The sequence below is a fragment of the Undibacterium sp. YM2 genome (genome assembly GCF_009937975.1).
In the GTDB taxonomy this organism is placed as follows: domain Bacteria; phylum Pseudomonadota; class Gammaproteobacteria; order Burkholderiales; family Burkholderiaceae_D; genus Undibacterium.
In genome coordinates, this window is record NZ_AP018441.1 from 2,207,141 (window position 1) to 2,219,703 (window position 12,563).

Below are 12,563 nucleotides of genomic sequence, written 5' to 3' on the forward strand. Positions count from 1 at the left end.
GTAGTTGACAGAATGGCTGGATGATATATAATTCTGGTCTTTCGCAACGCGGGAGTAGCTCAGTTGGTAGAGCGCAACCTTGCCAAGGTTGAGGTCGAGAGTTCGAGACTCTTCTCCCGCTCCAAAAATTTTTTGGGCGGCAGCGAAAAGCAGTAAGGCAGGTTAGTAGTAAAAATGCGGGAGTAGCTCAGTTGGTAGAGCGCAACCTTGCCAAGGTTGAGGTCGAGAGTTCGAGACTCTTCTCCCGCTCCAAAATGGCGTAGTACCTGAAGTATCAGCAGCATATCTGCGGGAGTAGCTCAGTTGGTAGAGCGCAACCTTGCCAAGGTTGAGGTCGAGAGTTCGAGACTCTTCTCCCGCTCCAGATTCTGAAGGGAAGCAAGGCTTCCCTTTTTTGTTCAAGTTGCACCGCATTCCAGCGATGATCAAGCGTGATAAAATCACACAAGACAAGACGCAGGGATAGCACCCCTGGCGGGGTAGCAAAGTGGTTATGCAGCGGCCTGCAAAGCCGTAGACGCCGGTTCGATCCCGACCCCGCCTCCAAATACAAAAAGCGCTTTTAGAGCGCTTTTTTTCCAGAACCCGACTTAGCGTTTCGCCAAGCAGGTTGTAGTAGTGGGCCCGAGTGGTGAAACTGGTAGACACATCGGACTTAAAATCCGCCGCTTTCCGTAAAAGGGGCGTGCCGGTTCGATTCCGGCCTCGGGCACCACGTACTTACTTTTCAAATATCTACACAAATCCTAAGTCAATAAGGTCAATGACTTAGCGCGATCTTGGTTCACCTGGATTCGCTCGGTTTTTTGCAAATTCTCTTCAGTTTGTGTTGCATCCTTTGAAATGATTTTATTTATAAATGGATAATTTTTGGAGTGGCATCTTCGTTCATTACAAATAATTCCCCCAAAATTGACTTTTGCAATTGCATTTTTTTTAATGGAATTAACATTACACTATGTGACCGGTGAATCCGAGCCGCAGTGAAAAAGGAGACTGAGATGGAATCTATGTATGAAGTTCTGGCATTAAATTTTAAATCCTCGACCGAGGACAAAAAAAATGCGGTGACAATCCACATGAAAAGCGGTGTATCCCATTTTGGCTATGTGCGGGAATTAGGTGATGCTTCGAAAATTGTAAAAATTCGCTTAGTTACTCCGAGTGGGAAATCATTTCAAGATGCCTATCTCGACATCGGCAGCATTGAATCGATCTTAGCTACCTCGGTCTGACTGTTATCCCGGCGTGGGAGTGCAAGCAAGTTTCCTGATTTTTCCCAGCCGGCCATGTTTGCGGATGGCGAAACTGGCCTTGCTGCTCTGATTTGCGTGATTCCCGGTTTGCATATCCTTTTCCCTGATCCTAAAATGGTTTGCGCGATATAGACTAAACAAGTCTGTCGTTGTGCTGATCTGCCCACTTTCAGGAGAGCGTGATGAATGTCAAGAAATCTGCATTACTGTTTTCGCTGGCAATACTGACACTGTGTTTTTCATCTTCGGCTTTTGCAGAACTTTGTACGGTGGGGCGAGCGACGCAGGTGCTGTGGAAAGGTGATTGGTACAAGGCAACGATTACCGAGGCTTCGCCTGACAAGTGCAAGATTACTTATATTGGTTATACCGCCGATGATGATGAGTGGGTGGGGCCAGAAAGACTCAAAATCAAGGTGTTGTGGAAGGGTGACTGGTATCCGGGCCGTGTGATAAAGAAAGAAGGGGCCAACTATCTCATAGGCTATGACGGCTACTCCAGCGATGACAATGAGATTGTTCCCCTGTCACGCATACAGGTACGCTAGTTTTAACCTCACCACAAACATGATTCAATTTGTCTGGGCCCGTTGACTTGGGCCCGGATACCACTTTGCCCGTATTTGCATGAATGGTCTCTCCACCAGGCAATACAGCAACCATCCGCCAAAGATGCCCGCAGCAGTGACCAGAATAATAGTCAGTGGAGCTTCCGCGTCTATATGCCGTTTCCCCAATTCCACAGCTATCAGCATGAACACAGGTTTGTGTACCAGATATACCGCATACGACCACAACGCCAGTTGCGCGGCGCCGGGCAGGCGCAGGCGGTGTAGATAGCTGTTGGGGCTGAGAGCAGCGAGGGTGAGGATGGCGAAGCTGATTGCTATTGCTGAAAAACCCAGTGAGTTGACGATCATCAGTTTGTTGTAGTCGCTGTTGATGCAGTACAGCACGCCACCAGCGGCGAGCAGGCCTGTGATGAACAGGGCCTGGCCGTGACGCATGAGCCTGTCGTATAAACCTGTGTGAAAATTCTTGAGCATGGCGATGGCGACGCCGGGGAGCAGTTCATCAAAGCGGCCAAAGCTGGAGTAGTAAACTTGCGCATCAAATGCGGGATGCCCATCCATAAATGCCATGCCGCGAAACAGCATGCCGCCGCCTATTGCTGCAATGAGCAGCCCCCAGGCCAGCCATAGTGGGCTCTTGAGTCTGATCAGGATGAGGCTGATTATGGGGAGTATCAGGTAAAACTGTTCTTCTATGCACAGCGACCAGGAATGAGTGAAGGTTTGTCCATATTCCAGCCCTATGTTTTGGGTGAAGCTCAGGAACTGCCATATTGATGAGGTGCTGCGCCCAGCCAGTGCGGCGGGGAAAATAAAATACGCAGCCAGCACGACATAGTAGTTGGGCAGGGTGCGTAGCAGACGCCGGGCAAAAAAATTCTTCAGCGACAGCGGCTCCCCTTTTGCGATACCAGACATGATCTGGTTGCCTATGAGGTAGCCGCTCAATACAAAAAATAAATCCACACCTGCCCAGCCTATGTCGCCAGCAAAACCAAAGGTTTGGTGTTTGCTGACAAAGCCGCAGTAGTGTGACATGAGTACCAATAATATGGCGAGGGCGCGCAGGGTGTCGAGGCCATTGATTCTTTTGTGGAGCATTATTGTGTCGTTGATGCAGGAATAGTGTAAGGCCGGGTTTTGATGATGCGCTATGACTTGTCTGACTCGCGGGTATCAATTGACAGGAATGGTTTTAATCATGGAGCGGTATGCAATCTTGAACTTGGCCAGGTGTGAAGCTTGATGTCAGGCCGGGTAGTGTCGCTGAATGTGTCGCCACCTGCAAGGGGTTTTGGTGTCAACATTCCGGGTTTTTGTACCTACATTTTGTAGCAGGTCGATCTCAGATCATGAGCCAGCTAGCCCAGTTCGAGACAGGCAGATATTTTTCTGCATTGTTCAATATGGGTTTCGGTTTTGCTACTGCTCTTGATCGGAGTGAAATGTGCCTGTCAACGGCAGCGCGACGAAGTCATTGCTCGATTTTATGTCTGTAAATCCACAGATTTCAAGGAACTTAAATGCTGTTGTCAGCAAATATGGTTTTTGTGCAATAAACAAGTGTAAACTTCTGACGATGAGAAATTGTCTGTTGAATTCACATCTGACTTTACCCGTATAAGCCTTTAGGCATGCTGAAAATCCTGTTCCCTTTCATCCAAAGCGCAACCATACGCTGGTATGCCGCGCTGACGCTATTGCTATTGGTGGCAATGGCAGGGGAATTGTTTGGCCTGCATTTGCTGGCGACGACAGAGTCGCGCCTGGGGGATGTGTATCTGCGGCACCATGCCCCGACATATCAGCCTGATCCTGATATTGTGGTGGTGGATATTGATGATCCCAGCATGCTGGCCATGCAAAAAATTGCTGGCCTGTGGGTATGGAAGCGTGAGATACATGGTTTTTTGCTGGAGGCACTCGCTGGTTTTGCTCCTAAAGCGATAGCGTTCGATATCAGCTTTCAGGAGCGTGATTTGGGGTCACCAAAAAGTGATGCGTTTTTATCGGATCAGATTCGGGAATTTCCGCATGCTTATCAGCAAAGCTTGCTGTTGGACGATGCGAATAGCGCCGACGCCATCGCCTTGGCTGATTTAAAAGATGCTTTTGCCATCAAAAATCAGGGTAAGGCAAACGCCAGGGTCAGTATGCAACTGCCATTGGCGACAGAGCGTAGTGCCTGGCGTCTGGGTCTGGTGAATAGTTTGGTCGATGCTGATGGTGTGGTGCGGCGTTATCGCCTGTATGCCGATGTGGCTGGCTGGCATCTGCCGTCACTGCCTGCACGGGTTGTACAGGACCTGGGCTTTACTTTGCCGCAAGGCGCTGATTTTCAGATGTTCTGGCCCGCGCAGGGACACAAGCGTTATGCCTATGCTGATTTGTTTAAAACACTGACAGAAGAAAGACCGAATTTGCCGCCAGGAGGAGAGGCCGCTCTCGACCAGCTCTTTCGCAACAAGATTATTATCATAGGTTCTTCGGCTCCCGGGCTATTTGACCATCATTTAACACCACTAGCGCCTGGTTATCCGGGGGCCGATATTCTGGCTGTTGCGATGGATAATTTAAAAAATGGGCGCAGCATACGCCAGGTTGCACCTCAATGGCCTTTTGCTGCCGGGTTCGGGCTGATTGCCCTGCTGGTGCTGGCATTCCGGCAGCGTCTGCATCCTGGCATCACAGGTGGTGCTTTGCTGATATTGTCACTGGCAGCCGTTTATCTGGCAGACCAGATTGTAGCCCATCATTGGATGTTGCCGGTAGTGACTCCCCTGATCTTTGCCTGGGCCTGGTTTGTGTCAGCCGCACTTGCCGGTTACCTGCGAGAGCGCCGCACCCGTGACCGTACAGTGTCACTGTTTGGCCGCTTCCTTAATCCCCAGGTGGTACGCAAGATCGTGGATCATGGCGAGACGGTAGAAAGTCTCTCGGGCCAGATGCGCCTTATTACCGTGCTGTTTTCTGATATACGTGGTTTTACTACGCTGGCAGAAAGCAAGGCCCCACAAGATGTTGTGAATATTCTCAACCGGTATTTTGAACGCCAGGTAGAAGTCGTCTGGAAGCATGGTGGTACGCTGGATAAATACATAGGTGATTGCATCATGGCTTTTTGGGGCGCGCCTATGGATGACCCCGAGCATGCCTCCCATGCTGTAGCTGCGGCACTGGAAATGCAGGATAACTTGCTTGCCTTCAGACAAGAGCTGCTTGCGGAAGATTCAGACCTGGTTGACTTTGACGTGGGCATCGGTGTACACACAGGAACTGCTGTGGTAGGCTTTATTGGTGCCAAACGCAAGCTCGATTACACCGCTATTGGCGACAACGTCAATCTCGCCAGCCGGGTAGAGGGCCTGACCAAGGGCATTGCCAGAGCCCTGGTAACCAAGGAAACCATGCTGGCCTGCGGCGACAATGCCGATATCACTTTTAGTTTGCGTGGCTCATTTGCCGTCAAGGGCAGGGCTGCAGAAGTTGAATTGTACGAACCTCTGAGGAAAATCCCATGAAGATACCGATTTTAATTGCGGCAGTCATGCTGACTGGCAATGCGTTAGCCGAGTCTGCAACCACCTCCAAATCTACCGAGTTAATGGACAAGGCCAGCGCCGATGCTGCTGTTATTGCTACCCTGGCAAACCAGACCAGAGTGGATGTCATGCAACGCAGTGGTGCCTGGACTCAAGTAAAAACTTCTGCCGGGCAAGCTGGCTGGGTGAGGATGACAGCCTTGCGTCTGGATGCAAGCGCCAACAGCAATGCTGCGCCTGCTTCGGGCGGTAATGTACTGGGCTCCCTGATGACCAGTGGACGCACGTCGAATACTGGTACGGTAGGTAATGGTGTCAAAGGTCTGGATAAAGAGGATATACGCAGAGCCTCACCGAATTATGCCGAACTGCAGAAAATGCAGAAATTTGCAGCCGATAAAAACAGCGCCCAGGCGTTTGCTCAGCGTTCACCACTAGTGGCAAGCAATGTCGAATATTCAAGCCAGGATAAAGCTGGAAAACGGGGGGGCAATTAAATGCGTACATTACAAAAACTTGCGATTGCCGGACTGACTTTGGCTCTATGCGGTTCTGCAATTGCACAAGGCGGTATTTTCGGCCAGATTCTCGACGCCACAAGAGGCAAAACGGGTGTTGCAGGTGACTTACTGGATAAGGCCAAGCCTATCATTGAAAATTCAGGGATAGATGAGCCAAGAGAAATAGAAATAGGTAATGAATTTGCCGCTGTCTTGTTGGGTGCCAAACCATTACTGAATGATCCTGCCTTGCAGCGTTACGTGAATACTTTAGGGCGCTGGCTGGCATCGCAAACCGAGAGACCTGATTTGCCATGGACTTTTGGTGTGCTGGATGATGTGGGCTTCAATGCTTTTGCTACACCAGGTGGCAAGATTTTTGTCACCAAAGGCTTGCTCGCGCGCATGCGTAATGAAGCTGAATTGGTTGGCGTGCTATCGCACGAAATTGCTCACGTCGTATTGAAACATCATGTGAATGCCATGCAATCAAAAGCATGGGTAGATGTTTTCGGTGATGTCGCTGGCAATAAACTCAAAGGTAATTTTGCAGAAGTTAGAGGTATGGTGGTCAATTTAGGTAAAGACATGTTAACCAAAGGTCTTGATAAGGGGATGAATATGCCGCCGATCGTGTGGGTGTGGTAATTGCTGCTCGCGCAGGTTTTGACCCCTATGGATTGCCAGCTGTATTGCAAACTTTACAGTCACAAAATGCGCAGGATGGTAATTTTAGTTTGTTGTTTGAAACGCACCCGTCCCCAACTGACCGTCTTGATAATCTGGACAAAGTCATGCGTAACCGCTTTGAATCCACCAATGGTTCTCAGGGGCGTTCGTTTAACGACAGGTTCAAAGAATTCAGCCGTTGATGAGTTCAGATTTTGAATAAAAAACGCCGCACCATTCAACAACTGGTGCGGCGTTTTTCATTCATGATGAAGCTGCGTTTGCTGCCTTATTCTTAGAACTCATTTCATAAATAGGGATGAGTGCGAACAAGGCGATTTGGGATGCAGTGCAAGGCGTGGCCTGCAGCTAAGGCTCATGCCTTAGCAAAGGACGCAACACAGCAATGCGCCCAAATCGTCAGTTCCCGAAGGGTTTGCCTCATAACACGTATCGGACAACATTGGATTTATTGAAAATAGTTCCACAATTGACAACCACAAACGTGTTACCGGTCCGTGTTATGAGGCAAACGCATCTCATTCATATTTATGAAATGAGTTCTAGTAAAACTTCGCCAGCAATTTAGGCAGTTTCCCATTCGCCGTTCCCTTGCGTATGACCCCATTCAACTTTTCCATTTCCGCTTCATATCTGCCATTGGCTGCGGCGAAGTGGGTGGTGTCGTAAAACACGGGTTTGGCTGAGACATAGAAGGTCTTGCCTGTCAGCGCTGGGTCATTGAAGCTGGGGATGAGCTGGTCGCGCAGGTAGGCTTCTACCTGGCTGGACCGCTGCAATTGGCGCACAGGCCAGAGCATGATGTCGCTGCGGCGGTTCATGAGTTTTTTAAAGCGGGCTGCCGATGAGGCGGAGTCTTCCTGCACCTGGAAGACGACATTTTTTGCTTTTTCAAAATCCATGCCGTGGCTGAAGCCGCGGCCTATGCTGACGGTTTTGCCACGCAGGTCTTCCATGGACTGGAAGTTGGGGCGAGGGTCGCCATAGGTAATCGCCCAGATTTTTTCACTGACAACCGGGGTGGAAAAGTGATATAGCTTCAGGCGTTCTGGTGATTTGGAAATACCAAAGATAATGCCTTCGCCATTTTGCGCCATCAGTTGCGCACGGTTCCAGGGTAATAACAGCTTGTCAAAACGTATGCCCGATTCGCGTTCAAAATAGATGAGTATGGCTTCCAGGTCGCGGTCCAGTGGCAATTGCCTTCCATGGATGTCCAGGCTTTCTTGCAGGAAGAGTTTGATGAGGGGTTTGTCCAGCCCAGGTTTTACCGTGCTGGCAAACGCAGGCGTGAGTACGAATAAAGAGAGTGATACAAGACAGGCAAACTGTTTGAAGCGGTGCAGCATAGGTATTCTCGACGACAGCTTGGCTGTCAAATGGTATTTCTAAAATGTGGTGCAATGAAGCAGCATTACAAATTCATTGCAATTTCATCGCAACTGAATATGCAGCTTGTTTTTGAGCAGCTTGATTTTTTGTGAAGACATCATGGCGTCAGCTTGCGCAATGACGATGAGTATCAGGGTGTGGTCTCAAAATTGCAGTTTTAATCCGCGCTGATTGTAGTCCGCAATTGCCCGAATTTTGTGCGTTCTTGAATTCAGAAAACTTTGTTTGCATTCTTATTCTTGTGCCAAGTTAAAACCGGATAGAATTTGGTTTGATAACCAAAATAACGAGCACGCCTTCATTATGTCCAGAAAATCCAATACCGAGCAGCGCCGCAAGGAGATTGTTTTTGCCCTGCTGTCTGTCATGGCAGAGCACGGTTATGAAAAGGCCACTATCCTTGCCATTGCCAGACAGGCTGGCCTGGCTCCGGGTTTGATACATTATCATTTCAAGAGCAAGGGCGAGATTCTGCTTTACCTGGTCAAGTTGCTGGCTGATCTGTCGCGTACCCGCTATGAGCAAATGGCTGCAGCGGCCAGTACGCCGCAAGACAAACTGCTGGCCTATATCAATGCACGTCTGGCCAAAGGCGAGGGTGCCTTGCCGGAGGCGGTTTCTGCCTGGGTGGTGATTGGCGCCGAGGCCGTGCGGCAGCCTGAGGTGCGGGCAGTATTCCAGGAGGCGATTGCTGCCGAGCTGGCATTGATACAGGTTTTATTGACCGCCTGCCTGCATCAGCAAAAGAGGCGCATAGATCGCGTGGCTGAGCTGGCCGCTGGTTTGCTGGCGTTCATGGAGGGGGCGTTTCAACTCGCCAGTGCTGCCGGGGATATCATGCCGCAGGGCTATGCGGCAGTGACGGCAAGGGCATTCATAGAAAACAGCCTGGCGGCACAGGCATCAGTCTGAACAGCGTTAAGGCTGCAGCTATACAAACAGGCTATTCTTTCCATCCATTCTTCATCATGTTGAACAAGGCATGCAGGGATGCTTTGGGGTTTTCAGCGTCTTTGGAGCGGTGGAAGGCATCGAGAATAAAATGGGCGAGGGCTTCAGCCTCGGCCTTTTCGAGCTTGTTTTTGGTTTCTTGCTGGAGAGCCGCAGCGAGTGACTTTTCATAGCGCATCCAGACCTGCTTTGCGTAAGCGTACAAATCTGGCGTGGAATGGATCAAATTCCTGAAGGCGTTGACTTCTTTCTTTTTGGCTTCATCAAAAGCCATGTAGCTTGAGAAATACTCAAGCAAGGAGTCAAGTATGGAAACACCTGCTTTTCTGTCTGTGACGGCAGCAATCAGGCGTGCTTCGCGCTCATCTTCTTCGTCGAATACCAGCGTCTCTTTGGTAGGGAAGTATTTGAACAGGGTAGGTACGGACACTTCAGCGAGGCGGGCAATTTCTGCTGTTGTTACCTGGTCGTAACCTTTTTCTATAAACAAGCCAGTAGCCAGGTCAGAAATCATTTTCCTGGTTTTCGCTTTTTTTAATTCCCTCAGTCCCATTTCAGTTCCATCTCAGCTGAATTCCTTTTTAATTTTGGCTAAATACGACATTGTTCACTGCCTGCATTTTAACAGAATTAATTAGCTCAATAAAATAATTAAGTCACTTTACTTTTTAATTTGATTAACTTATGATGCAGATCAAGGCAAAATTCCGGGAAATGGTTTTGTGGGTAAAAAATCCTGTGCTCCCTGCAATATTTGCATTTTCAAAACGTCTATCCATTAAGCCGTCAATTCTTGCCGCAAGCATGTGTGCGGCTGCGGAATAGTGCGCAATGTGTGGATAAAAAAACCAGGATGACCGCAATGACTCAAATCCATCAACAAACTCCTGTACAAGACAAGCAAATCGCCATCATAGGGGCCGGACCAGGCGGGCTGACGCTGGCCCGGCTGTTACAGATGCAGGGCGCAAAAGTGAAGGTATTTGAAAGGGATATCAACCAGTTTGCCAGAGTGCAGGGAGCAACCCTTAACCTGAATGAGGGCTCGGGACTGTCAGCCTTGCGCGCTGCAGGTTTGATGGAAGCATTTGAGCAAGCGTATCGTCCGGGTGCTGAAAAAATGCTGTTTGTGGATGCGCAGGCAGCAGTCATCATTGATGAGCTAGGGGGCGAGAGTAATGACAGGCCAGAAATAGACCGTGGCCCTTTGAGAAATCTGTTGCTGGCTTCGCTGGCTGAAGACACGGTAGTGTGGGACGCCCGCTTCTCGTCTTTGCAGAGGACAGATGAATCAGTAAAAATTTTGTTTGAAAACGGCGATGAATTCACTGCCGATTTGCTCATCGCTGCCGATGGCGCAAACTCAAAAATACGTCCCTATATCACGCCGCTTGCACCAGAGTATTCTGGCGTGACTGTGCTCGAAGGGAATGTCGCAGACGTGGCAAACACGATTCCTGAATTGTATGAATTGCTCGACGGTGGAAAAGTCTGTGTGCTCGATGATGAAAAGACTTTATTCATTGTGTTGAAAGGCGATGGCAGCGTCGCTTTTTACACCGGGCATAAAGCTGATCAACAATGGAGTACGCAATGCGGTATCGATTTTTCTGACCGGACGCAGGTATTGGCGTGGTTTCAGCAGGAATTCAAAGGCTGGAGCAATATATGGGCAGAGTTGTTCCGGCATGCCAGCCTGCCTTTCGTGCCACGTCCGCAATTCTGTGCGCCGCTTGATCAAAGCTGGCCATCTTTGCCTAACCTTACCATGCTCGGTGACGCCGCCCACGTCATGCCGCCGTATGCGGGCGAGGGTGTGAACATGGCGATGCAGGATGCTTTAGTGCTGGCTACCCAATTGCTGAACCCGGATATGCCAGACATGCAAGCCGCCATTGCTGCCTATGAGATAGAAATGCGCACACGGAATGCGGAGACCGCAGCAGAGACCATGCAATTTACCAGAGTCTTTCATTCCTATGAAGCCGTACCGTTTTTCCGGGAATTCTTTACCGGGAACCAGGACGTGCTTTTACAAAACGACAGCTTCAGGAAAGCTGCCTAGACTACATAAAAATATGAACTCAGGTCATGACTAGTGGACTGTAACAGTGGAATCGAGAGTGAAGGACATGTGCCCGGCGCATCAGGGCAAGGCAAGCGTGGAACAAATGAACACAGCGATAGCGGGGCTATCGCGAGTATTTGCAACGCAGCCATGATCGTCGCGCACATGGCAGGCACTCCGATTTCCACTGTTACAGTCCACTAAGAGCCTGAGTTTCATCCAAAAGAAAGAAAATATGAATCAAGCTATCACTACCGAACCGCCAGCGCAGTTCACTGGCTACCAAAAATTTGTGCTCGCCATATTGGCGTTCCTGCAGTTCACCATCATTCTGGATTTCATGATCATGTCGCCCCTTGGGGCGATTTTGATGCCGGCATTGAATATCACGCCTTCACAATTTGGTGTGGTGGTGTCGGCCTATGCCTTTAGCGCGGGTATTGCCGGGTTTGCGGCAGCGGGTTTTGCTGACCGTTTTGACCGCAAAAAACTGCTGCTGTTTTTTTACGTTGGTTTTATCCTTGGTACCTTCCTTTGCGGGATCGCTCCTAATTTCTATTTCCTCTTATTTGCCCGCATCATAACGGGCTTGTTTGGCGGTGTCATTGGCTCCATCGTGATGGCGATTACGACAGACTTGTTCCCATTTTCCATGCGTGGCAGGGTTATGGGCGTGTTGCAATCGGCGTTTGCAGGTAGCCAGATTCTCGGTTTGCCTATCGGTCTCTATCTGTCTGCCCACTGGGGCTGGCATGCGCCTTTCCTGATGATTGTGGGCATGGCTGCATTGGTCGGCGTGATCATCATTGCGAACCTGAAACCGATAGACGGGCATTTGAAATTGCAGTCTGACCGCAACCCTTTCCATCATTTGCGGGACACGGTAGCAACACCAAGGTATTTGCTGGCATTTGCTGCAACTGGTTTCCTGAGCATAGGTGGCTATATGCTGATGCCATTCAGCAGCGCTTTTTCAGTGAATAACCTGGGTATTTCCATGAAGGAATTGCCTATCGTTTATCTGGTCACCGGATTAGGTGCGATTATCACTGGCCCTGTGGTGGGCAAGCTCAGTGACAAATTTGGTAAATACCGCGTATTTTTATTCGGTGCGGTAATGACCATCATCATGGCACTGATCTATACCCGTCTTGGTGTCACACCTTTGTACATGGTCATCCTGGTCAATGTCTTGCTGTTTGTTGGTATTTTTTCCCGCATGATCCCTGCCCAGGCAATGATGTCGGCAGTGCCAGCGGCTGACAGCCGCGGTGCATTCATGGCGATCAATTCATCATTGCAGCAAATTGCCGGTGGTGTCGGTTCTGTGGTTGCAGGCATGATCGTCAGCCAGCCTGATGGTGGTGCGATATTGCATTTTGATTTGCTGGGCGACATTCTGGTTTGCACCGTGCTGCTGACTGCCGTCATGATGTATTTCATACACCGTATGGTGGCCAGGCCCGTTGTCGCTGTTCCCGCCTGATTAATTGTATTTCAATTACTGATTTCAGCCATTCCTGGTCCTTTGATCACAAAGGGCCAGTCTTTCCCCAGAGCTAAGGGGTATTTCCTCCTTTATTCCCCGCATC

Annotated in this window: 12 protein-coding genes and 5 tRNA genes; 14 read left to right on the forward strand and 3 right to left on the reverse strand. The window is 49.6% G+C overall.

The genetic code is table 11. The annotated features are described in order from the left end of the window. Window positions 1–48: 48 nt before the first annotated feature. The 7 genes from UNDYM_RS09925 to UNDYM_RS09955 all read left to right on the forward strand — a co-directional run bounded on the left by UNDYM_RS09925 (window position 49) and on the right by UNDYM_RS09955 (window position 1,804). Window positions 49–124: transfer RNA gene (locus tag UNDYM_RS09925), tRNA-Gly, on the forward strand. 52 nt (window positions 125–176) lie between these two features. Then, window positions 177–252: transfer RNA gene (locus UNDYM_RS09930), tRNA-Gly, on the forward strand. 36 nt (window positions 253–288) lie between these two features. After that, window positions 289–364 (forward strand) — tRNA-Gly (locus UNDYM_RS09935). A 109-nt stretch (window positions 365–473) separates the two neighbouring features. Then, a tRNA-Cys gene (locus UNDYM_RS09940) sits at window positions 474–546 on the forward strand. A gap of 76 nt (window positions 547–622) precedes the next feature. Further along, window positions 623–715: transfer RNA gene (locus tag UNDYM_RS09945), tRNA-Leu, on the forward strand. 286 nt (window positions 716–1,001) lie between these two features. Continuing rightward, window positions 1,002–1,235: a hypothetical protein gene (locus UNDYM_RS09950; RefSeq protein WP_162040900.1), complete on the forward strand. Its 234-nt coding sequence runs from the start codon at window positions 1,002–1,004 to the stop codon at window positions 1,233–1,235. Between the two features lie 203 nt (window positions 1,236–1,438). Next, window positions 1,439–1,804 carry an agenet domain-containing protein gene (locus UNDYM_RS09955; protein WP_162040901.1) on the forward strand — a complete coding sequence of 122 codons (366 nt, stop codon included), beginning with the start codon at window positions 1,439–1,441 and terminating at the stop codon, window positions 1,802–1,804. 24 nt (window positions 1,805–1,828) lie between these two features. Here UNDYM_RS09955 and UNDYM_RS09960 read toward each other — a convergent pair whose 3' ends face one another. Then, window positions 1,829–2,929 (reverse strand): acyltransferase, encoded by a 1,101-nt coding sequence (locus tag UNDYM_RS09960; protein ID WP_162040902.1) that lies wholly within the window; start codon window positions 2,927–2,929, stop codon window positions 1,829–1,831. A 533-nt stretch (window positions 2,930–3,462) separates the two neighbouring features. On the opposite strand from UNDYM_RS09960, the gene UNDYM_RS09965 reads away from it, so the two are divergent. Genes UNDYM_RS09965 through UNDYM_RS09980 form a run of 4 tightly spaced genes read left to right on the forward strand, consistent with a single transcriptional unit; the run spans window position 3,463 to window position 6,742 of the window. Then, complete coding sequence (locus tag UNDYM_RS09965) at window positions 3,463–5,349, forward strand: adenylate/guanylate cyclase domain-containing protein (protein WP_162040903.1); 1,887 nt, start codon at window positions 3,463–3,465, stop codon at window positions 5,347–5,349. Further along, window positions 5,346–5,867, forward strand: a complete 522-nt coding sequence (locus tag UNDYM_RS09970) for an SH3 domain-containing protein (RefSeq protein WP_162040904.1) — start codon at window positions 5,346–5,348, stop codon at window positions 5,865–5,867. The genes UNDYM_RS09965 and UNDYM_RS09970 overlap by 4 nt, the downstream gene beginning before the upstream one ends. Continuing rightward, a complete protein-coding gene (locus tag UNDYM_RS09975) occupies window positions 5,868–6,518 on the forward strand; it encodes a M48 family metalloprotease (RefSeq protein WP_162040905.1) in 651 nt (216 codons plus the stop codon). Next, entirely contained in the window at window positions 6,512–6,742 is a 231-nt protein-coding gene (locus tag UNDYM_RS09980) for a hypothetical protein (RefSeq protein ID WP_162040906.1), read from the forward strand. Before UNDYM_RS09975 ends, UNDYM_RS09980 begins: the two co-directional genes overlap by 7 nt. 360 nt (window positions 6,743–7,102) lie before the next feature. Here UNDYM_RS09980 and UNDYM_RS09985 read toward each other — a convergent pair whose 3' ends face one another. Continuing rightward, window positions 7,103–7,909: an ABC transporter substrate-binding protein gene (locus tag UNDYM_RS09985; RefSeq protein WP_162040907.1), complete on the reverse strand. Its 807-nt coding sequence runs from the start codon at window positions 7,907–7,909 to the stop codon at window positions 7,103–7,105. 346 nt (window positions 7,910–8,255) lie between these two features. Here UNDYM_RS09985 and UNDYM_RS09990 point away from each other — a divergent pair, with 346 nt between their 5' ends. Then, window positions 8,256–8,864 carry a TetR/AcrR family transcriptional regulator gene (locus UNDYM_RS09990; RefSeq protein WP_232063917.1) on the forward strand — a complete coding sequence of 203 codons (609 nt, stop codon included), beginning with the start codon at window positions 8,256–8,258 and terminating at the stop codon, window positions 8,862–8,864. A 31-nt stretch (window positions 8,865–8,895) separates the two neighbouring features. Here UNDYM_RS09990 and UNDYM_RS09995 read toward each other — a convergent pair whose 3' ends face one another. After that, on the reverse strand, window positions 8,896–9,456 hold the full coding sequence (locus tag UNDYM_RS09995) for a TetR/AcrR family transcriptional regulator (RefSeq protein ID WP_162040908.1): 561 nt from the start codon (window positions 9,454–9,456) through the stop codon (window positions 8,896–8,898). A gap of 309 nt (window positions 9,457–9,765) precedes the next feature. Between UNDYM_RS09995 and UNDYM_RS10000 the strand changes: the two genes are divergently transcribed. After that, window positions 9,766–10,968: an NAD(P)/FAD-dependent oxidoreductase gene (locus tag UNDYM_RS10000; RefSeq protein WP_162040909.1), complete on the forward strand. Its 1,203-nt coding sequence runs from the start codon at window positions 9,766–9,768 to the stop codon at window positions 10,966–10,968. 238 nt (window positions 10,969–11,206) lie between these two features. Beyond that, entirely contained in the window at window positions 11,207–12,457 is a 1,251-nt protein-coding gene (locus UNDYM_RS10005; protein WP_162040910.1) for an MFS transporter, read from the forward strand. Window positions 12,458–12,563: the final 106 nt, after the last annotated feature.

Bases quoted from the DNA above. Each gene is read 5' to 3' on its own strand.
- UNDYM_RS09985 (WP_162040907.1), bottom strand. From the start codon at position 7,909: ATGCTGCACCGCTTCAAACAGTTTGCCTGTCTTGTATCACTCTCTTTA.
- UNDYM_RS09990 (WP_232063917.1), top strand. From the start codon at position 8,256: ATGTCCAGAAAATCCAATACCGAGCAGCGCCGCAAGGAGATTGTTTTT.
- UNDYM_RS09950 (WP_162040900.1), top strand. From the start codon at position 1,002: ATGGAATCTATGTATGAAGTTCTGGCATTAAATTTTAAATCCTCGACC.
- UNDYM_RS09995 (WP_162040908.1), bottom strand. From the start codon at position 9,456: ATGGGACTGAGGGAATTAAAAAAAGCGAAAACCAGGAAAATGATTTCT.
- UNDYM_RS09975 (WP_162040905.1), top strand. From the start codon at position 5,868: ATGCGTACATTACAAAAACTTGCGATTGCCGGACTGACTTTGGCTCTA.
- UNDYM_RS10005 (WP_162040910.1), top strand. From the start codon at position 11,207: ATGAATCAAGCTATCACTACCGAACCGCCAGCGCAGTTCACTGGCTAC.
- UNDYM_RS09955 (WP_162040901.1), top strand. From the start codon at position 1,439: ATGAATGTCAAGAAATCTGCATTACTGTTTTCGCTGGCAATACTGACA.
- UNDYM_RS09965 (WP_162040903.1), top strand. From the start codon at position 3,463: ATGCTGAAAATCCTGTTCCCTTTCATCCAAAGCGCAACCATACGCTGG.
- UNDYM_RS09970 (WP_162040904.1), top strand. From the start codon at position 5,346: ATGAAGATACCGATTTTAATTGCGGCAGTCATGCTGACTGGCAATGCG.
- UNDYM_RS10000 (WP_162040909.1), top strand. From the start codon at position 9,766: ATGACTCAAATCCATCAACAAACTCCTGTACAAGACAAGCAAATCGCC.
- UNDYM_RS09960 (WP_162040902.1), bottom strand. From the start codon at position 2,929: ATGCTCCACAAAAGAATCAATGGCCTCGACACCCTGCGCGCCCTCGCC.